This is a genomic window from Haloarcula amylolytica JCM 13557 (assembly GCF_000336615.1).
In the GTDB taxonomy this organism is placed as follows: Archaea; Halobacteriota; Halobacteria; order Halobacteriales; family Haloarculaceae; genus Haloarcula; species Haloarcula amylolytica.
Window position 1 is genome coordinate 380,817 of the sequence record NZ_AOLW01000035.1, and the last position, 20,981, is coordinate 401,797.

General features: G+C 61.8%; 18 protein-coding genes and 1 pseudogene. 15 read left to right on the forward strand and 4 right to left on the reverse strand.

The genetic code is table 11. The features are described 5' to 3' along the window. Positions 1–96: 96 nt before the first annotated feature. On the forward strand, positions 97–1,131 hold the full coding sequence (locus C442_RS15615) for an LLM class flavin-dependent oxidoreductase (RefSeq protein WP_008312094.1): 1,035 nt from the start codon (positions 97–99) through the stop codon (positions 1,129–1,131). 48 nt (positions 1,132–1,179) lie between these two features. Here C442_RS15615 and thrC read toward each other — a convergent pair whose 3' ends face one another. After that, positions 1,180–2,439 (reverse strand): threonine synthase, encoded by a 1,260-nt coding sequence (thrC, locus tag C442_RS15620; protein WP_008312095.1) that lies wholly within the window; start codon positions 2,437–2,439, stop codon positions 1,180–1,182. Between the two features lie 160 nt (positions 2,440–2,599). After that, positions 2,600–3,943 carry a dihydroorotase gene (locus C442_RS15625; RefSeq protein WP_008312097.1) on the reverse strand — a complete coding sequence of 448 codons (1,344 nt, stop codon included), beginning with the start codon at positions 3,941–3,943 and terminating at the stop codon, positions 2,600–2,602. Between the two features lie 142 nt (positions 3,944–4,085). Here C442_RS15625 and C442_RS15630 point away from each other — a divergent pair, with 142 nt between their 5' ends. From C442_RS15630 to C442_RS15640, 3 genes are all read left to right on the forward strand, one after another. Further along, positions 4,086–5,384, forward strand: a complete 1,299-nt coding sequence (locus C442_RS15630; protein WP_008312100.1) for an amidohydrolase family protein — start codon at positions 4,086–4,088, stop codon at positions 5,382–5,384. Positions 5,385–5,679: 295 nt separating this feature from the next. Then, a complete protein-coding gene (locus tag C442_RS15635; protein ID WP_008312102.1) occupies positions 5,680–6,606 on the forward strand; it encodes a hypothetical protein in 927 nt (308 codons plus the stop codon). Between the two features lie 87 nt (positions 6,607–6,693). Next, positions 6,694–7,542: a hypothetical protein gene (locus C442_RS15640; protein WP_008312103.1), complete on the forward strand. Its 849-nt coding sequence runs from the start codon at positions 6,694–6,696 to the stop codon at positions 7,540–7,542. A 214-nt stretch (positions 7,543–7,756) separates the two neighbouring features. Here the strand turns inward: C442_RS15640 and C442_RS15645 are convergent, their stop codons facing one another. Then, the gene (locus C442_RS15645; protein WP_008312106.1) at positions 7,757–8,527 is read right to left on the reverse strand and encodes a hypothetical protein; all 771 of its coding nucleotides are present in this window, start codon (positions 8,525–8,527) and stop codon (positions 7,757–7,759) included. 106 nt (positions 8,528–8,633) lie between these two features. Between C442_RS15645 and C442_RS23110 the strand changes: the two are divergent. Beyond that, a pseudogene (locus tag C442_RS23110) lies at positions 8,634–9,103 on the forward strand (hypothetical protein). Positions 9,104–9,159: 56 nt separating this feature from the next. Here C442_RS23110 and C442_RS15655 read toward each other — a convergent pair. Then, a complete protein-coding gene (locus C442_RS15655; protein WP_008312108.1) occupies positions 9,160–10,995 on the reverse strand; it encodes a bacteriohemerythrin in 1,836 nt (611 codons plus the stop codon). A 102-nt stretch (positions 10,996–11,097) separates the two neighbouring features. On the opposite strand from C442_RS15655, the gene C442_RS15660 reads away from it, so the two are divergent. The 10 genes from C442_RS15660 (at position 11,098) to C442_RS15705 (ending at position 20,523) form a co-directional block, all read left to right on the forward strand. Beyond that, a complete protein-coding gene (locus C442_RS15660; RefSeq protein ID WP_008312109.1) occupies positions 11,098–11,532 on the forward strand; it encodes a pyridoxamine 5'-phosphate oxidase family protein in 435 nt (144 codons plus the stop codon). Positions 11,533–11,748: 216 nt separating this feature from the next. After that, positions 11,749–11,961, forward strand: a complete 213-nt coding sequence (locus C442_RS15665) for an SHOCT domain-containing protein (protein ID WP_049943035.1) — start codon at positions 11,749–11,751, stop codon at positions 11,959–11,961. A gap of 142 nt (positions 11,962–12,103) precedes the next feature. Beyond that, a complete protein-coding gene (locus C442_RS15670; protein WP_008312112.1) occupies positions 12,104–12,721 on the forward strand; it encodes a class I SAM-dependent methyltransferase in 618 nt (205 codons plus the stop codon). Positions 12,722–12,846: 125 nt separating this feature from the next. Then, positions 12,847–13,116 (forward strand): DUF7571 family protein, encoded by a 270-nt coding sequence (locus tag C442_RS15675; protein ID WP_005532887.1) that lies wholly within the window; start codon positions 12,847–12,849, stop codon positions 13,114–13,116. 303 nt (positions 13,117–13,419) lie between these two features. Then, positions 13,420–14,409, forward strand: coding sequence for a DMT family transporter (locus C442_RS15680; protein WP_008312113.1), 990 nt, complete (start codon positions 13,420–13,422; stop codon positions 14,407–14,409). A gap of 53 nt (positions 14,410–14,462) precedes the next feature. Beyond that, on the forward strand, positions 14,463–15,923 hold the full coding sequence (locus C442_RS15685; protein WP_008312114.1) for a carotenoid oxygenase family protein: 1,461 nt from the start codon (positions 14,463–14,465) through the stop codon (positions 15,921–15,923). 185 nt (positions 15,924–16,108) lie between these two features. Next, positions 16,109–17,089, forward strand: a complete 981-nt coding sequence (locus C442_RS15690; protein WP_008312116.1) for an NAD(P)/FAD-dependent oxidoreductase — start codon at positions 16,109–16,111, stop codon at positions 17,087–17,089. Next, positions 17,089–18,204, forward strand: coding sequence for a FecCD family ABC transporter permease (locus tag C442_RS15695; RefSeq protein WP_008312118.1), 1,116 nt, complete (start codon positions 17,089–17,091; stop codon positions 18,202–18,204). Before C442_RS15690 ends, C442_RS15695 begins: the two co-directional genes overlap by 1 nt. Further along, complete coding sequence (locus C442_RS15700; protein ID WP_008312120.1) at positions 18,204–19,136, forward strand: ABC transporter ATP-binding protein; 933 nt, start codon at positions 18,204–18,206, stop codon at positions 19,134–19,136. Before C442_RS15695 ends, C442_RS15700 begins: the two co-directional genes overlap by 1 nt. 175 nt (positions 19,137–19,311) lie before the next feature. Continuing rightward, positions 19,312–20,523: an ABC transporter substrate-binding protein gene (locus tag C442_RS15705; RefSeq protein ID WP_008312122.1), complete on the forward strand. Its 1,212-nt coding sequence runs from the start codon at positions 19,312–19,314 to the stop codon at positions 20,521–20,523. Positions 20,524–20,981 lie beyond the last annotated feature (458 nt).

Genomic DNA, 20,981 nt, shown 5'->3' on the forward strand with positions numbered 1-20,981 from the left:
TAGTCGGGTACGGACCGAATCGAGCGGCCACACCTGCCACAGACCGTGTGTGTGGCCAAATCTATTTATCGGCATTCGAAGAATTCAGCATGTCTCATGAGCGCCAATCAGGTCTTCGAGAGAGGCGACCGTGTCGGGATCTACTTGCAGGACAAACACTCGCTGGAAGAGAACGTGGAACTCGTACAGTACGCGGAGGAGCAGGGTATCGACGAGATCTGGCAAGCCGAATCGCGGCTGGCACGCGACGCCGTGTCCCCGCTCGGCGCGTACGCCGCGGTCACCGACGACATCAAACTCGGCACCGGCGTCATCAACAACTGGACGCGCAACGCGGCGCTGATCGCGCAGACGATGAGCACGCTGGAGGAACTCGCCGGTCCGGACCGCATCATGTGCGGCATCGGGGCCTGGTGGGACCCGCTGGCCGAGAAAGTCGGCATCGACCGCAGCGGCGCACTGCGGGCGATGCGCGAGTGTGTCGAGGTGACACAGGACCTGCTGGACATGGAGAACGTCACCTACGACGGGGAGTTCGTCCAGATGCGCGACGTGGAGCTGGACGTGGTCCACGGCGACGACGGGCCGCGAACCGTCCCGGTGTACGTCGGCGGGACCGGGTTCAAGATGCTGGAACTCACTGGTCACTTCGCTGACGGGGCGCTGCTGAACTACCTCGTCAGCCCGGAGTACAACGAGAAGGCCCTCGACGCACTGGAGACCGGGGCGGAGCGCGGCGACCGCTCGCTCGACGACATCGACCGGCCCCAGTTAGTCGTCTGTTCGATGGACCACGACGAGGAGAAGGCGCTGGACAACGCCCGCGAACTCATCACGCAGTATCTCGGACAACAGCCCCACATTATGAAAGCCAGCGGCGTCAGCCAGGACCTCATCGACGAGGTGGGCGAAACCATCGGCGGGTGGCCGGCCGACAAGGACGACATCAAAGAGGGGATGCACCTCATTCCGGACGACGTAGTTCACAAACTCACCGCCAGCGGCACGCCCGAACAGTGCCGAGAGAAGGTCCGTGAGTATGCGGAAACTGGCTGCCAGTGCCCGATTCTCTATCCGCTTGGCGAGGACCGGCGGTTGATGATCGACGAGTTCGCGGACGGCTACCTGTAGGTCGCTGGCCGCCGACTCGATAGGTGTCGATATCCCTTTTCGGCCTGCTCAATCGTCGGCCGCGGCTTCCTCGGCCGTGCCGTACAGGCCTTCGACCTCCGCGATGTCGGGGTCGATTCGATCCACTCCACCGGTCGCCTTCTCGGCGCTTTTCGTGTCCTTCAGGCCGAAGCCGGTAGACACCACGACGACGGTTTCGTCCTGCTCGATGATCCCACGGTCGAGCGCCGTCTGGACGCCGGCGACGGGTGTCACACCCGCCGGCTCGGAATAGATTCCCTCGGTGCTGCCAAGCAGTTTCTCTGCCGCCAGAATCTCGTCGTCAGAGACCAGCACGCTCGTTCCGCCGCTCTGTTCCAGCGCGCGGCATGCCTTGATGGTGTTTCTCGGCCGGCCGACTGCGATGGAGTCAGCAAGCGTTTCGGCGATATCGTCGATGTCCTCGTGGTCGTGGAAGGCGTCGTGGATGGCCGACGCGCCGTCGGCCTGGACCCCCAGCATCTTGGGGTGGCCGTCGACGTAGCCGAGGTCGTAGAACTCCTTGAAGCCCTTCCATGCCCCGGCTATCGTACAGCCGTCGCCCATCGAGAACACGATCCAGTCCGGGACGTGCCCGCGGGCGATAGACTGGTCTGCGAGTTCGTGGCCGACCGTCCGCTTGCCCTCGACTTGGAACGGATTGATGGCCGCGTTGCGGTTGTACCAGCCGTACTTCTCGGTCACTTCGACGCTGAGGTCGTAGGCTTCGTCGTAGCTGCCGTTGACAGCGAGGACGTCCGCGCCGTAGACGAGTGGCTGCGCGAGCTTGCCCGTGGGGGCATCACCGGGGACGAAGATGCGACAGTCCATCCCCCCGCGGGCGGCATAGCCCGACAGCGACGCGGCGGCGTTCCCGGTCGAAGCGCAGGTGATGATGTCGCGGTCGGCGTGTTTGGCCTTCGTGACGGCGATAGCGCTGGCGCGGTCCTTGAAACAGCCCGTCGGGTTCCGCCCGTCGTCTTTGACGAGCGTCTCGACGCCCAGCGCGTCACTGAGGTTCGGCGCATCGAAGAGGTCCGTCCCGCCTTCGTTGAGCGTCACGATGTCGGCGTCCGCTGCGACCGGCAGGAACGCCTCGTACTTCCACTGGCTCGCTATCGGCCCGCCGAGGTCGCCGTCGAACGCGTCGTCGATAGCGTCGTAGTCGTATGTCACTTCGAGAATTCCCTTTACGCCCTCGTGTTCGGGACAGGTGTAGATGATCTGGTTCGGGTCGTACTCCGCCCCACAGAGTGTACACTCGAGGGTTGTGACTTGCGTCATGCCCATATTACTCCCTGAGTACAACTGGGTATAAAACCGTACTGCGGCTTTAGCTCGATTGTGTGGTGAACCTCCTCTGTCGTGGCTGACACACATTCACACACGGCCAGCACACGTCACACATCTATTTGTGAACCATCTATCAGGTCAATGGAGACCAAAACAGCTACAGCGGGCGGTCCAAGAACTGGCCACGGCCCGCCGTTGACTGGACCTCGTGGTCCTTCGCGACGACCTCACCGCCGGCGACGACGGTATCTACGCGCGCGCTCCACTGCTGTCCCTCGTACGGCGTCCAGCCACCGACGAACGTGAGGTCGTCGGCGGTGACCTCGTACTCCTCGGTCCGGACGAGCATCACGTCCGCGTCCGTTCCGACTTGCAGTGAGCCTTTCTTGGGATAGATGCCAGCGTTCTGGGCCGGTGCCGCACACACGAGTTCACGTAGTCGCGGCCACGAAATCCGATCCTCGTGGACGCCCTCGCTGACGAGGAACTCGACCATCGTCTCGACGCCCGGGAGGCCGGCGTATGGCTCCCAGATGTCCTCCCAGCCGACTTCCCGTGTTTCTCGGTAGGTTGGGAAGTGATCCGTGCCGATGAGGTCAATCGTCCCGTCCCGAACTGCGTCCCAGAGCCGCTCCCGCTCGGCGTCGGATTTGAGGCTGGGATTCACCTTCAGGAACGGCCCGTGTTCAGCAACGTCTCCCTTCGAGAAGGCCAGATACTGTGGACAGGTCTCCAGTGTGACCGGGATTTTCGCTCGGGATTTGAAGCGGTCGCCCTCGCGTGCGCCGCTCCCGCTTGAGATGTGGACGACGTGCAGCGGACAGTCGGCGTACTCCGCGAAATAGCCCGCCCGGGAAATCGCGTCAAGTTCGGCTTCGAGCGGCCGTGAGTCCATGTACACGTCGGGCTCGTCGCCTTCGGTAGTCGACCGCGCATCGTCGAGCAGCCCCTGCGTCTCGCAGTGAACACGAACCGTTCCATCGGCATCGCCGACGCGCCGCATGAGTCGGGCGATGGACGCGTCGCTCGCCAGATACGGGTCGGCGGTGAACGTCTTGAAATCCGCCGTTCCGGCGTCCATGATGCCGGCTACGTCGATGTCTGGCTCTTGGACATTACCTGCGACAAGGCCGAAATCGACGTGTGCGAGCGCCGAGCACGTCTCTGCTTTCTCCCGCAGTGCTTCGGGAGTCATGACGGGTGTCTGCGTCGGTAACTCGATGACTGTCGTCACCCCGCCGGCGACCGCACTCGCGGTCTGGGACGCAAAGTCGATCCCGTCCGGAAACAGTTCGTCGTCGTGCATGTGGGTGTGCACGTCGATAGCGCCCGGGAGCGCGACCATGCCGTCCGCGTCGATGACGGTGTCCGGGTCACTGGGAGCCGGGACTGACGACGCCGGACCAGCGGCGTCTATCGTTCCGTCGGAAATCGCGATCTCACCGTGCTGGACGCCCGACGCCGTCACCACCTCTGCGTCTTTGATGTGAGTCTCTGTCATGCCAGTACGGCCAGGGCGAACCACGAAAACAGTTAGTGTGTGAGACGCCACATACGGCGCACACTGTGGTTGTGATAGAATGGCCGCTAAGGCCGTTCTGGGGCGGAGTAGCTTTTAGTCGGTTGCCGGTATCGCCCAACCTGTGATACTGAACGCAGGGACGCTCATCACGATGGACGATGAGCGTACGGTCCGGTCCGAGGCACACGTCATTGTCGAGGACGGTGAAATCGTCGCTATCGAGGACGGCTACGCGTCCGGTGCTGACGTGATCGACGCCACTGACGAGGTCGTCATCCCGGGACTGGTGAACTGCCACACCCATATGTACGCGCTCCCGATTCGCGGTGCGCCGCTCGCTGTCTCACCTGAGAGCTTTTACGAAGCGCTCGTTGACATCTGGTGGAACGTCGACGAAGCGTTCACCGAGCGTGACGCCCGCCTCTCCGCACTGGGGTCCTGTGCCGAGATGCTTCAGAGCGGCGTCACAACCTTCTGTGACAACTACTCCGGGCCGAACACGCTGCCGGGCGGCCTCGACGCCGTCGCAGCGGGCGTCGTACAGACGCCGATCCGCGGGATGATTACCTTCGAGACGACGGCCCGAAACTCCGAGTCCCAGGCCAGAGACGGCATCGCGGAGAATCAGCGATTCATCGACGAAGCGGAAGACGAGTACGACTCCGTCTCCGGCCACTACTGCCTCCACACGCTGTTTACCAACACCGAAGATATCGTTGCGGAGTGCGTCAACCGGGCTACCGACGACGACCGCCCCATCCAGATACACCTCGAAGAGGGTCTGATCGACGTTCACGAATCTATCGCCGACTACGGGAAACGACCGGTGCCAGCGCTCGAAGACATGGGCTTTTTCGACGCCGAAATCATCGCCGCCCACTGCGTCCATTCCACCGAGTCCGAAATCGAAATCCTCGCCGAAAACGACGTCAACGTCGCACACAACCCCTATTCCAACATCAACAACGCCGTCGGTATCGCCGATGTCGAAACGATGCAAGCCAACGACATGACGATCGGGCTGGGTGACGACGGATGGGACCCGGATATGTTCGAGACCATGCGCTCGGCCGTCGGTATCCACAAACTCAAGCAGCGCAACCCGAGCGGCTTCGACATGGCGACTGCCCTCGAATGGGCGACAATCGGCAGCGCGGCAGTGCTGGGGATGGACGATGCTGTCGGCAGTATCGAGGTCGGCAAACGCGGTGATTTCGTCACGCTGGATCTGGGGCCGAACCCGGTGTTGGAGGGGAGTGCGCCCTACTACGTAGTCAGCGCCGCAAGCCGTGCGGACGTAACTCGGACGATTATCGATGGAGAGACTGTGTACGACCAGCAATCGGGTGTCACTGGAGTCGATGATTCGGACATGACCGCCGTCGGCGATGCGAGTGCCGAACTCTGGGAACGGTTGTAGGAGTTACCGGCTGTGAATGACACCTGTTCGACTGCCGCAAATATATACACTCTAAGGGTGTATATTAACTTCTTCTGCGAATTGCGGAGAGTCGCCCTTTCCGGCCACGGAAACTAACATTCTAAGGGTGTAAAAGACCGGGAGATATCTCGATTTCACCGTAGATGTGCACATTCTGTACACACGGTATTTCGACCGCAGCGAGGTTGACGGACCAAATCTGTCTATGCAGTGTGTTGTCGCAAATGTTTCCGGTTCCCGTATGTAATAGTGGGACTGTGTGCGTGAGTGTGATATGGTAGTTAGTGACGCCTTTGAGACGTTCACGCAGGTGCTCGAGTGTTTAGATTCGTCTGACACTGAGGTCAAATCGGTCTCAGTCAGGGGCCAGACGACAGCGGATAACGACGAAATCAGTGCTGACCTGACACTCGCGACGCCGGTATTCGGTGGCGTATCGATACACGACGACGTATCTGTCGAGGCTGAGGGGTTCGATTTGACTGATAAGCGGGTTGAGATTGACGTGACGGTTACCGTCCCTGTCGGAACTGACATACCAGTACCATCAGACGATCAGGGGGGCACGTCCAATGAACTGGCAGAGACCCTCTCGCAGTCGGATTCCGTGCCAGCATACAAGGACCCCGAGGCACTTCAGGCGGCTTACGAGGCCTGCGATACGTTCCCGGAGATGACCGAAGCGCTTGACGCCGACGTGACGTCCGAAACTGTGCGCCGATATATGGTGGAGTACGATATCCACGACCCGACTGATACGACGCCACAGGCAGGCGGACTCAGCCTTGCGGACGTGCAGACAGATTCGGATACCGACAGCGACGCCAGCTCCCCGGTCGAGTCGGACCCTTCTGAAGACAGGGTGGCCGACAACAGCCAACCCGAAGGACCGGACGGATTGGGGGCCAGATCTGTCGCCGACCTGCTCGCTGAGGCGGACTCGCAGGACAGCGACGACAATCTCGTCGCGGATGGAATCGGTATCTCTCAGGACGTGACTGTGGCCGACCTCGCACAGACTGTTACCCAGTCCACCTCACTGGACGAGGTGACCCAGCGTCTCGATTTGAGCCAGACACACGCCCGGAGATTACTGTCGGAACTGGACCTCCTCGACCTCGTCACCCATCGGCTGGCAGCCACCCAGATACGTGTCTCGAACGCCGAAATCAAGCGCCGTATCACTGCTGCCAGTCGGTAACTGATCTCTACATGGTGGTTGTGCGCGAAGATTAACCTTCATTATAAAAGGAAAATGTTTTTGTAGCCCGGTTTGAATGTGTGATAAATGGCAACTATACGCGTACGTGATTGGACGAAAGAACAGATAGAGAAGATACGTGATACGGAGTCTCACTCCTCGCACGATTCGGTTATCAAGTCGCTGCTGAAAGACCGAAAGCTGGCCAAATACGCGGACGATGCCGCAGAGGCCGTTCCGGAGTCGGAATCCGATTCCCTGACGACCGATCCCGACACCGCGTTTGATGACCTGACTGTGCTCGGCGAGTTGTCCGGTGCAGACAACGGAGTGTTGTTTCTCTGGTGCCCCAGTTGCGGGAACGAACTGGCGCACTTGACTGCGGATAACCCACTCGGCCTGTCCGTGTTCGAGATCGAATGCCAGCGCTGTCTCACCCATCTCGACCGACACGCCATCGTTGCCATCGAAATCGGCTATCCCATCGAGCAGAAACTGGTCGAGGACTGTCTGCAAGACGATCTCAAGGACTGCGTCGTCGACTACTGGGACCGGACACTCGACTCGGCCGCCGTGGGAGCGCTCGATGACGATCTCGACCCGGCACACCTCGTCTGGCAGTTCGACCAGTATCTCCGGCAGTTCTCGTGGGAGTGGCCTGCGGATGTCCCTGTTGTCGGTTTTGCCACGGGAGAGACCTATCGTAACACCACCACCGACGAGTACCTCGAAGTTATCGAACCAGTCTCGGAGAACCGGAACGCGATGGACTCGTTCAAGATACGGCGGTACGCCGGCGACCCGGAAACCCACGACGGTGAGACGGAAATTCTCGACAGCACTACTGTCGTCGATCACATCGTCAATCGGCGACTGCTGCTCGACGAACGCACCGACTCGGCGTCACTTCCCGAGTCGACCGAACCGACAACGTGACCAGTGGGCTCAGCCTGTCTGGATCTCTTCTCTCTAATCCTCTATTCTTACTGGACTGAGTAACTCCGGATCTGCCTGTAATAGAGGTGCTGCTGTCAAATCGGATAACACAGACTTCAGATGGCTTTTTATAGGACACTTATAATATTGAAAAGTCGAAATATGGATACACAATACCGACATATTGCCCTATTCTGGAAACAGATGCTGTGTATCAGTCTGTTTCGGCTGTCGGACGGGAACACCGCAGACAGATGACACTCTCTGCGACCCAGTTCACATCTGTCGAGCCACAGTGCGGGCAGCGGTGGTGGTCCGTGTCGTACTCTGTCGTCCCGCGAGGGGCGGCAAGGAATCCGTCGGTAATCACTTGCTGGACGAGGCTGGGGAACCGTTGCCGTTTGACGACGGCCCGCTGTGCGAGGAACCTGCCGGGCTCGTCCGGGTCTGTACCGTGGAGGTCTTCCCAGGGAAGAGCGATTTCGCCGTTGGCAGGGCCACGAGCGACTTGCTGGATGAGGGTCGCAGCGGCCTCGAACAGCGGCGTCGTCCCCCACGCTTGCGGGTTGTCGACAGCACTGCCAGCGTCCTTGTAGGCCGATTCAGCTTCGCGGTACGCCGCCTCGACATCGTCGAGTCCTGCGACTGTTCGGAAGTCTCCGACGAACTCCTTGAGGCAGGCGTGCTGAACGGGGTGTTCCAGCCCGTTGGTCAAATCCTGGGCCACGGCGACGCCCTCGACGCCGCGGCGGGTGGCGCGCGTGTCCGTTCCGGCGACGCGGTAGCAGACCGCGCTCGTCGCGAGGTACTGGAGACCGTCACCGACCCATCCCTTCTCGTCGGCACTGAACGGCTCGATGCCTTCCCGCGGGTCCGAAAGAACACGCCACCCGGCCCGCGTGTACTCGTCACCAGCGCGACGGTACTCCCGGTCAGCGATGGCGGCGACTGCTGCCGCTCGGTGTCCCGCGTCCTGTGTGCGCATAGCGTCACTACGGCGTACGGCCTCACAGGCTTTCGCACCCAACAAATCGGTATCACTGTCGGCCCGAACCGCCAGACAAAATACGGCCCAGTCCCGCCAGTGACACATAGAGCCGGTAGTTCTCGTCACGACGCTTACGGTGTCACTCCGGTTTGTTGTCGGCGTGGCCGCCGGTGTCGTCGCGACGATTGCGATGGACCTGGTGATGGCCAGACTGCCGGAAGGCGAAACGCCGCCGTTCATTGCTTCCGGTGTATTAACGGACAGCGCCCCGGACGACGCTCCGGGACGCCTCGCGAACGTCGTCCATTAGATCGCTGGCTGACTGGCCCGCTGTTCGTCTGGCTGCTTCTCACCAGCGAAGGGCTCGTGGGCGGGCAGTCGATACTGGCAACAGTGGTCGCCGCTGCTGTCCTCTATATTCTGATGGTCGGCTTCTTCGTCTTTATCGTGCTCCCGCGGTCCCGACTGCCGTCGGCTCGAATAGCGGCTATCCGACGCGACTGGGCGATTTCGGCGGCTGCGTACCTACTCGTTCTCGTGCCACTCGTTGCACTTGGGTCTCGCCTCGTCTGACCCGGCCCGAACAACGAAAACGTTCTGGTACCTAGCAAACGCGAGACTGGCAGCACTCACTCGGCGAGCGACAGTTCCCCGTCCGGCCCCACCTCACCGACTTCGCCGGTGTGGTACCAGTCGTCCCGGAGCGTCTGTGCGCCAGTCTGGTCGCCGTCGAGGAACCCACCGAGGACAGTCGGGCCACGGACCAGTATCTCCCTGCTTTCGGAGACGGCGAGTTCCACGCCCGGCATCGGGTCGCCGATTGACTCCTCAACGAAGGACGCAGCCGGATTCAGCGCGCCGATACCGGCTGTTCCGACGGAGCCGTATAGCTCGCATATCGGAACGCCCAGCCCCCGGAAGAAGTACAGCAGATGATCGTCGAGTCGGCCTGTCCCGGAGAGGGCGTAGGTGAGGTTTGATAACCCCGTTTCTCGTCGTAACGGCTTGTAGACGAGCCGCTTGGCGGCCCTGTACTTCAGCGGTGTCCCCCGCCCCTCGACGATACCCTGCCCGTAGGACGCCACTCGACCGCCGACCTTCCGCTTCATCCAGCCCATGTCGCCGAGACGGTCCTGTATCGTCCCGTAGAGCTGCTGGTACATCTTCGGGACACCGACCAGCACGTCGGGCTTGATGGCCGCGAGCTGTTCCACGAACTCCTCGGCCCCGAGGTAGGCGACGGCGCTCCCGGTCGCCCAGAGATAGTACGTCGAGACGCGCTGATAGATGTGTGCCAGCGGGAGCGAACACGTCCCGGTCGCGCCGGGGCCGGTGGGAAGCTCCTCCCGGAGACTCTCTGCTGCCGCCAGTAGATTCCGGTGTGTCAGCGCGCAGCCGGCCTTCTCCGCAGGGGCTGCCACGTCGAACGCGACTGTCGCAACCTCGTCACCGTCAGTCTGCAGGCCGGGGAGCACTCTCGCCTCAGCAGTCGGTAGCGCCTCGAAGTCGAGCACGGTTTCGACGGCCATCGAGAGATCCCCGGCCTCGTCTCCCGTCGCCACGAGTCCGGTCGCGCCGGTCCGCTCGATAATCTGAGCTGCCCGGTCGTCACTCGCAGACGGGTAGAGTGCGACCGGGACGATTCCGGCGAAATGACAGGCCAGGTCGAGCACGGACCACTCGTACTGGGACTGGGCTCTGATGGCCAGTCGATCCCCGGGACGCAGTTCCGTCGACAGGAGTCCGCCCGCGACCGCCTTCGCTCGCTCGGCCATCTCCTCGAAACTCCGTTCGACGAACTCGCCGTCGTCCCGGACGAGCGCCGCGGTCCGGTCCCCGTGGTCCGAAACGATGTCTTCGAACCAGGCCGCGACCGACCCCTCCGGGACCGAAAGCGAGCCGCCGCCGTAGACGTCGCTGTCGAGGCGTACGCCGGCGTCTTCGGGCTGCCGGTCAACTGGCACGGGGTCCTCCGACGTTGTTCGCTCCTGATACAGCTGTCCGGGTTCGTACTCGTAATCGTCGCTGACCTCGCTCTGGAAGTAGTCAGCGTAGTTCTGGTCCTCGTCGCCAGCGGCGATATGCGCATCGAGCCAGTCCCGGGCGACTGTCAGGACCTCCATCGTGACGTACTCCCCGTTCTCGTGTTTCTCGCGGAGTTCTTGTACTTTCCCGGCGAACTCCTCGTGCATCTCACGGTGATTGTAGAAACAGTCGCTGCAGTCCATGGCGTAGCCACAGTTCTGCATGAACTCCTCTTCGTCACCGAAATGGTACTCCGTGTAGCGTTCGAGTTCGCGGAGAATGTCACCGACCTCCTCCTCGGAGTGGCCCTCGTTCATCGCCGTGTGGAGGTCGTTCAGCAGCCCGAACAGGCGCTTGTGTTGCTCATCGAACCGCTCGATATGTGTGCTGTACCGTTCTTCGTCCCACTCGGCAAACTCCCCCGTCGAGTCTGTGCCCATACCTGTTCTGTTACCCATTATTTGAAAAGTAACTCTCACGTTCCCACCGAGTGAAAATGCGGTCTGCATCCCAAGTAGTTTCCAGTTAACATCGCAGTCGAGATGCGAGAATTACGTGACGAAACGGTTGTCGACGTCCTCACTGACAACGGAATCGGCGTGCTGGCACTGTCCAGCCCGACGGAGGCGGCTCCGTATCCGGTCCCGGTCGCCTTCGGGTACGACCCGGCGACCGATAGCCTGGCGTTTCACCTGTCAGAGAATGACGACAGCCAGAAACACCGTTATTTGACGGCGGACGCCACCGTCGGATTCACCGTCTACGAGGAGACCGAACCCAAATCCGTGTGGCGAAGCGTCGTGGTTACAGGCGAGTTGGTTGAGACGACCTACAGCGAAGTAGAGCCGGCCCTCGCCTCACTGGCAAGCAACACACAGTTCGCCCCTAATCCAGTCAGTTGGGACGATACATCGACGACAACGCCGTACGAACTCCGAATCGACGACTGGTACGGACGGGAATTCCGAGTCGGGTGAAACCGGTCTCGCGATTCACCGGCTATACCGGTTACCGGACCCGCTTCGACGCTACAATCACGGTTGTTCGCTCCGGTGCGCGTTCTCACTCTGTGGGAACCAGCGCCCCTGATTATGGGCTGAGACCCGTAGCTACACATAGAGGTGTCCCAGATGCTACTAACAACTGCGCTACTCCAGCATGGACCGATGGGGCCCCACGGAGGGGCAACGGGCATGGGAATGGCCCCGGGCGGCTGGTGGCTGCTGCTCGCAGCGTTCATCATCGCCGTTGTGGCAATCGGTGTCCTGCTGTACGTGCAGTTACAGCGCGAGGCGACTGCTGAACCGGATTCACTGGAGACCCTCAAACAGCAGTACGCGTCGGGCGAGATCGACGAGACAGAGCTTGAAACGCGGGCTGACCGGCTGCTCCAACACGAGTCGTAGGCCACAAAACTGGAGTTTCAGCCGCTGTAGGCCGACAGAGGAGCGGCTTGTCGAACCATGTGTTGTGACTTCTTGACTGCATCCACGGAGCGTCTGACACGCACTTCGTGGTACATTTATCCCGCAACGGTGTACGGTGGGTATGGACCCGGACGACGTTCGCGACGACTGGGCCTCCCGCTCCGGGAAGTTCTCGCCGGCGTACTACGCTGAACTCGGGCCGAACGAGGTGAGTGAGACGCTGGGCAACGTGCTCGACCACTACGTCCACGACGACGCCCGAATCATCGAACTGGGATGTGGCTCGGGCCGCCATCTGGCACACCTCCGGACCAACGGGTACGGGAATCTCACTGGTATCGACATCAACGACGAGTCCTTCGACGTGATGGCCGAACACTACCCTCGGCTCGCTGATTCGGGGACGTTCCACACCGGTGCGCTGGAGGACATCGTTACCGAGTTCGAGGACGACGCCTTCGATGTCGTCTACTCGGTTGAGACGCTCCAGCACATCCACCCGGACGACGCGTGGGTGTTCGAGGAGATCGCTCGCATCGCAGGGGACCTCCTCGTAATCGCTGAAAACGAAGGCAACAGTCCCGAACGTGGACGCGAAGACACTGACGTGAGCTACGTCGACGACGACTTCCCACTGTATCACCGCAACTGGAAGCAAGTGTTCTCAGAGCTCGGGTTCGCGCAACTTATTCGAGAACCCACGTCTCGGGACACCATTCGCGTGTTCCGTGCACCGTAGCCCGCACCGCTATTTGTCACTTTTCGCCGGTCTTGTCGTCGGATCGCCACCCGCCGGTAACTTCAGAATCGATAACCGGGCAGCAACTATTTGTGTCATGGTATCATGCGTCAAGTTGGATCGCTATGCAACTGTGCCAAAACTGTCAGGCGGCTATCGACGAGTACCTCTTGGACAAACAACTCGAACCCCTGCGAGACCTCACAGTCGACGACTTCAATCTCTGTGCCGACTGCGTGACCGTCGTCGCGGACGCCTGTGTGGAGTGTGACGGCGCGGTGTACGTTCCCCGGTCCGAAACCGCTGTCCCCGACTGCTGTCCGGCGTGTCGGTCCGAGCACATCGACGAAACCGGGACCGACCCGGGCTGGCACTTCGACACGATGTCGACCTGACCCGGGTCATACACTTGGGTGACCCGGAGCATCCACTCGGGGATGCCGACGTGGGCATCGTCCTCGTTTTCGACGCTACTGACAGTGAACTGGGAGACCGAACGGTGACCGAATGAGAACTCCGTGTCGCGTACTGGAGTAGAACGAGACGTCTCGGTACAACTGGCTTCGATAGCACTGCGGACACACACTGTTTCCGGGAATTTCTGAACGGCAGGCGAGGCCGTAGAGTCCGTGTGTGTGCGTCACAGTGGCGATAGAAGCTTCATACTCCTCCAGCACATACGGTAGGTCTCTACTGGAATGACACGCTCGACACGACATATTGGCTTGCTGTTTGCTGCGCTCGCACTCATCTGGGGACTTTCCTTTGTGGCGATCAAGACTGGTCTCGAAGGCGTTCCGCCGGTGCTGCTGGCAGCTGTCCGACACGATATCGCTGCGGTTGTACTGCTCGGTTATGCCCTCTGGCGTGGCCGGTCACTGCGCCCACAGACCCGCGATGACTGGTCACTGATTCTCATCGGCGGCACCGTCCTCATCGGCGCACACTTCGCGCTCCTGTTTCTCGGACAGCAGTACGTCCCGAGTTCCTTCGGCGCGATCCTGCTCAGTCTCACGCCGGTAGTGACGCCGGCGTTCGCATCGACGCTGATTCCGAGCTACAGGGCCCGTCCGCACGAACTCATCGGCACCGTCTGTGGATTCATCGGTGTAGTTATCATTGCGAACCCCACACCGGGAGCGGTCGGTGGCCGACTGCTCGGCGTCGCCCTGCTCATCAGTTCGGCTGTGGCCTTCGCCGTCGGTGCAGTCCTGACCGAACGCTACACCAGTTCGCTCCCGCTCGTGAGCCTCCAGGCCTGGATGACGTTGCTCGGTGCCGGCATCCTGCACGCCGTCAGTGCGGGGCTGCCCTCGGAACGGCTCGGAACAGTCACAGTCGGGTTCGAACAGCTAGCGGCAATCGCGTACCTCGGCATCGTCGCCAGCGCGATCGGGTTCCTCCTCTACTTCCGCCTGATCAGCACAGTCGGGGCCGCTGAAACCAGTCTGGTTTCCTACGTGGTCCCGGCAGTGACGGCCATCAGCGGCTGGCTCCTGCTCGGTGAAACACTCGGCCCGGTTACCGTCGCCGGCTTCGCCGTCATCGTGGTCGGCTTCGCGTGGGTGAAAGCCGACGTGCTCCGGTCGCTACGCCGCCGCCGGACAGACTCGCCGTCGTACCGACCGTACGGGCCACAGGACGACTGTGTCGTCGTCAGCGGGAACGCGTACACGACACGAGAGTGATGCCCTGATAGCATGGGCGTCAGGCCTTAGCCGCTGTCACCCATTGTAACGGTATGACTTTCCACCCTGGGTTCCACTCGCTACACGACGAGACGGCGGCATCCATCTCCGTGAACGGTGACCTCCCGGACTGGCTCCGTGGCAGTCTCATCCGGAACGGACCCGGCGCGTTCTCCCTCCCAAACGGTAGCAGTGTCGACCACTGGTTCGACGGATTCGCGATGCTGTACCGGTTCACCTTTGACCCCGACAGTGACGCCGTGCACTATCGGAACCGCTTCCTCCGGACGGACGCGTACGAGGCAGCGACGAGTGGCGAGTTCGAGGGCGGCTTCGCGACCGGCGAGACGACGCTTCGCTCGCGGCTGGCGACGTTTCTGACAGACCCCTACGACAACACGAACATCATCGCTGAGCGGTTCGGCCGGGAGTACGTCGCACTAACCGAATCGCCACGGAAGGTGCGTTTCGACCCGAACACGCTCGAAAAGACGGGTCACGTCGAACACGACGACGGCGTCCCGACCGGCCAGCTATCCTGTGCCCACGTCAAACGCGACCCGACGAGCGGCGTCCTCGTCAACGTCGACACGGCGTTCGGACGGACCAGTCAGTACCACGTCACTGCCATGTCGCCCGACGGGTCCCGGCGACACGTCGGGAGCGTCGACACCGACCAGCCGGCGTACATGCACAGCTTCGCGCTCACGCCCCGGTACGTCGTATTGACGGAGTTCCCGCTTCGACTCGACCCGCGACGTTTTCTCAAGCCCGGCCGTCAGGCGCCCTTCATCGAGCAGTTCGAGTGGGACCCAGACCGCGGGACCCGAATTGTTGTCATGGACAGGACCACCGGGACGGTCGTGGCGGAGCCGGTCATCGACGCCGTGTTCGGCTTTCACCACGTCAACGCGTTCGAACGAGCCGGCGGGAGGGAACTCGTGTTCGACCTCGAAACAGTACCAGACGCGACGACTATCGACTCGCTGTATCTGGACAATCTCCGGGCGGGCGAAATGGGCGCTATCGTCGGCCGCATCGAGCGGTTCACTGTTGACCTCGGTACCGGAAGCGGTGTGCCTCGCTACCGCGACGTTGACGCGACGGTGTCGCGCGAGATGGTGTACCCCGACGGCAGCGCGCTGCCGACCGTCTCACCGGCTCGGTGGTGTCGTCCGCATCGCTACGTGTACGCGATGGGGATGGACACCCCCGTCACCGAGTGGGCCCGTCGCGTGCTGAAACTCGACACGGACACGGGGGCTGTCGAGACGTTCGACGATGGCGGGGACTACTTCGGTGAGCCGGTGTTCGTCCCCGAACCCGATGGCGACGCTGCGGACGACGGCGTGGTGCTAGTCGTTGCGCTGGACGCGGACGCCGACCGGTCCCGGCTACTCGTCCTCGACGGTCAGACGTTCGAGGAGCGCGCCAGGGCAACGCTCCCCCACGCAGCCCCGTTCGATTTCCACGGTCGGTACTTCCCCGAACTCAGAGTGGCGACCGGTGACTGAGCCCGTGGGGGTTTAATCATAGCAACGAGTACGAAACTACTGACGTAAACTTCGGCCCGCCTAAATTTCGAAAACGCTTTATCCATTTAGGCTGGCCTAAACAGTATGTTGAACGAATCGATCGACACCTCCGAACCGTCACACCGGCTGTCGGTGTCACGGACACTGGACGGAGCGTCGTGAATATGGTGGCAGTGGGGAACCTGACGGAGACGACGTTCGACCACGATGTCATCATCGTCGGGGGCGGTCCAGCCGGTTGTTCGGCGGGGGTGTTCACGGCCAGAGCGGGCCTCGATACGGTCATCTACGACCGCGGCCGGTCGTCGCTCAAGCGCTGTGCCTACCTCGAAAACTACCTCGGTTTCCCGGCCGGTATCGACGTAGAGACGCTGTACGACCGCATTCAGGACCACGCCGAAACTGCCGGTTGTTCCATCGTCTCCGAGCTGGTCGAATCGCTCGACAGAACCGACGCCGGGGAGGGATTCGTCGTCGAAACGCAGGACGGGGAGACCGCCACGACTCAGCGGGTCATTGCGGCGACTCGCTACGACGGCGAGTATATGCGTGGCCTGGACGACGACGCGGCGATGTTCGAGACCCACGAATACGACGGCGAGGCACACGAAACCTTCGACAGCACGTATGCCGATGCGGACGGTACGACACCGGTCCCGGCTCTCTACGTTGCGTCACCGTCCGAGGCGGCGGATATGCAGGCCATCATTGCGGCCGGTCGGGGCGCACGCGTCGCACGCCGGGTAATTGCGGATGCGAGAATCGACGACGGCTGGTGGGAATCTGTCGCCGATGGCGTAGACTGGGTCCGACGGAAGGCTGAACTCGACGACGAGTGGACCGAACGTGCGACCTGGGTCGAATATTTCGACGACCGGTACGCTTCGGATGCTCCTGTCGATCCGGATTCGGGTCGGTTCCAGCGAGTCCGCGAGGCGGTCCTCGATGAGCGGCGGTCGTCGTATATCACATCTGACGAGATAGCTACCCGGACCGAAGCAGGGCAGGAAACACTGGCGGGCTACCTCGACCCCGAGACGGTTGTTTCGGGACTCGACCAGACCGCCGTTCTCGATGCGATAGATGACGAAACGATCCGTGACTACGTCACTGCGACCGACGGACTCGCGGAGGTGGGCGAGTAATGGCCAGCGAGACACGGGGGGCCACCGACGTGTTGTCACGGGCCAGGACCTGGCTCGGAACTTTCGACGGGTCCCTGATCGGACTGTGTGTCGCGAGCGTCGCCGTCGCCTTTGTGGCCGGGCTCCTGCAGGTGAGCTTCGGGGCGTACTCGATGACCATCCTCGAGGCGTGGCAGGCCGTGTTCGACCCGAAGGTACTGTTCAGTGTCCAGGCATGGCAGTCGTTTTTCTTCGGGACTGAGCTGCCCGAACTGCCGAAACGGACGCTCATCGTCTGGAACATCCGGATGCCGCGAGTAATCGTCGCCGTGCTTGCGGGGATGTGTCTCGCCGTCTCCGGGGCGATATTCCAGGCCGTGACCCGAAACGAACTGGCGAGCCCGTTCATACTGGGCGTGAGTTCCGGGGCGGGGCTCACCGTACTGCTGACCCTCGTTCTGTTCAGTAGTCTCGCTCCGTTCCTGCCGTTGTTTGCCGCGATCGGCGGCTCCATCGCGTTCCTGCTCGTGTACATGATCGCGTGGAAGGGCGGAACGAGTCCGGTCAGACTGGTCCTCGCCGGTGTCATCGTCAACATGGTGTTTACCTCCCTCCAGCGGGGGCTGTTCTTCTTCGCCGACGACCTGGGCGTTGTCCAGTCGGCGCTGGCCTGGATTACCGGTTCGCTAACGGGCGTCGGCTGGGAGGAGTTCCGCATCGCTGTCATCCCGACGCTGGCCGCCACGCTACTCGCGCTGGCGGGCGCACGACAGCTGAACCTCCTCCTGCTCGGGGAAGAGACCGCGAATTCACTCGGAATGAGTGTCGAGCGGGTCCGGTTCATGCTGTCCGCGGTCGCCATTCTGGCGGCCAGTACGGCCATCTCCGTCGCGGGCATCATCGGCTTCTTCGGCCTCGTGGTCCCCCACATCGTCAGACTCATCGTCGGGAGCGACTACCGCCGGCTCCTCATCGGCTGCGTGTTCGTCGGTCCGGCGCTGATGGTTGTCGCGGACGTCGGTGCACGGCTGGCCCTGAACCCCGCGCAGGTTCCGGTCGGCGTCGTCACTGGCGTCGTCGGCGGACCGTACTTCCTCTACCTGATGCGGCGACAGGAACAGATGGGTGAGATCTAATGTCACAGGACAACTCCAACTCGGACGGTATCGCTACGGCAAACGACACCGCTGCTGGTCCCCAGTCCGGTCGCCGGGACCGGCCGCTGGTCGGCGACGATGTGGTGCTTTCGTACTCCGGGACGGATGAACCGGTCATCGACGGTGAATCGATCACCGCCGAACCTGGGGCCGTGACTGCGCTCGTTGGCCCGAACGGGTCGGGCAAGAGCACGCTGCTGAAAGGCCTCGCAAATCAGCTCGAACCGGAGGCGGGATCGGTGTTGCTGGACGGGCAAGACATCCAGACGATGGGTACCAAAGCGATCGCCCGGAAGCTCGGCCTGCTCTCTCAGGAGAGTACGTCGCCAAACAGCATCTCGGTCGAGGATCTGGTGTACCACGGTCGGTACCCACACCGGGGGTTCTTCGACAGTGTCACCGAGGAAGACGAGGCCGCCGTCGAGCGGGCGATTGACCTGGCCGGCTGTGGACACCTCCGTGAACGTGAAGTCGGTAGCCTCAGTGGTGGCCAGAAGCAACTCGCCTGGATCGCGATGGTCCTCGCACAGGACACCGACGTACTATTGCTCGATGAACCGACGACGTTCCTCGATCTCCACCACCAGCTAGAGGTGATGGAGATCATCGAGACGCTCCGGGACGAGAGCGACATCACCATCGTGGTCGTCCTGCACGACATCGAGCAGGCGGCCCGCCTCGCCGACCGGATGGTCGCACTCAAAGACGGCGAGATACAGGCCCGGGGACGACCCGAAGACGTCGTGACCGAGCAACTACTCGCGGAGGTTTTCGAAATCGAGGCGGAGGTCTCGGCTACGGCACAGGGACCGCGCGTGAATCCAATCCGTGCCCGCCACGACGGCGACGAACACGCTGCTGGTGACGATAGTGCGGAACCGGACCGCGCCGAGGAGATCGTGGCGGAATAGGGGCCGTTAGACTACCACGAAATCGCCCTCTGCCCCACGGATCCTTCCCACGGACGCCGGGCTCTGCGCTTGATACTGGACTCTTCCCACGGACGCCGGACTCGGAGCTTGATACTGGATTGTTCCGGGTCGGTGAACCGGAACATCTATATAATTTTTAGGCTAGCCTAAAATAATGGCTGACGACACCACTGACATCGAGTCACCGACGCGGAGAGAGTACGTCAAGTATGGGGGCACGGTTCTCAGTGCCGGGTTGCTAGCGGGATGCAGCGGTGATGCCGAGCGGGGAACCGGCTCCGCGCCGACGGAGGCCGTGACGGAGACAGACACAACCACTGCGGACGAGTCGCACTCCGTGTCGATGTCCCCGATGGGAGAGGTGACCTTCGACTCGCCACCGGAGACCGTCTTCACGCGGCTCACGCACCACGCAGACATGGCGTTCGCCCTGGGACGTGGGGATACCGTCACGGCCATGCACGCCCCGGATTACTACAGCGGGCTGTGGAACCAGTTCGTCGAACGGTTGCCGGGCGTGTCGCTGGACTGGACCGGACTGTACTCTTCGTGGGAACCGAGCAAGGAGAAACTGTACGAACTGGACAGCGATATCCACCTGGCAGACCCGGCCTGGATCGCCAAACAGGACAACTGGGGCCGGACGGACTTCGAGGAGATCGCTACCAACGTCTCGCCGTGGTTCGGCAACTCGCTGAGTGACCGACACGCCGAACCACCGTCCGGATGGGGGGACTACGAGTACTACACTCTTTGGGAGCAGTTCGAACTCGTGGCCGAGGCGTTCCAGGAACAGGCCCGCTACGAGGCGCTCGCGGCGGTTCACGACGAGATGCGCTCGACCATTGACGCGAACCTGCCGCCCGAGTCGGAGCGGCCGTCGGCGGTCCTGCTCGCCGCGGCTGACCTCGACGAGATATACGCCTATACGCTTGACAACCCCGGATTCCTGACCGCACACACCCGCCCGTTCGGAGCGCGGGACGCCTTCGAGGGCTCGGTCGAGACGAACTCCGTGGTCGACTTCGAGACGCTGCTTGCGGCGGACCCGGACGTCATCCTGCACCTCGGCGGGTTCGAGCCGAACACGAGCCTTCCGGAGCGACGGGAGGCGTTTAAATCCGACCCGGTTGGGTCGGAAATCACGGCCGTGCAGAACGACCGGATCTACCCCCAGGGAGCGAGGTATCAGGGCCCGATACTGCATCTCTTCCAACTGGAGATGACCGCAAAGCAACTGTATCCCGAGCAGTTCGGCGAGTGGCCGACGTACACTGAGGGGCCGTATCCCGAAATCCCGGCCGAGGAACAGTTATTCGACCGCAAGCGGGTCGCGGATATCATCAACGGGGAGCTTAAGCCATGAGCGACCACGACACGGCAGCCGACGCACGGACACTCGGAGCATACTATCGAATAGGCCCACTGTGACAGCTACACCCCAGATATGGATGAATAGTCTACTATCGTAGTAACTATTGGCAGTATATATTGAATATAAGGATATAGTGGCTTATTTGTCCAGAAAGAATTTATACCTCCCTGTCATCATCTCACATATGTTAGTTCACGAAGGAAACACGCACTCTTACACCACCGGCTCCGACCGATACTGCCGTCACTGCAACGACGTTGCGTTAGCCTACGACCCGTCGGCTGACCGCCCTCGCTGTCGGTCGTGCGGAAAGCTAGTGTAGCAGCGTCTCTGGCCTTTAGCTGAACCGCCGCTGACCGCCAGTATCGGCCGATCCGAAGCCTGGTTCGTGGGAATTCTCCGAAACTAGTCGCAGAACGCGTAACGAGCTACTCTGTGGGTTGTGTGGC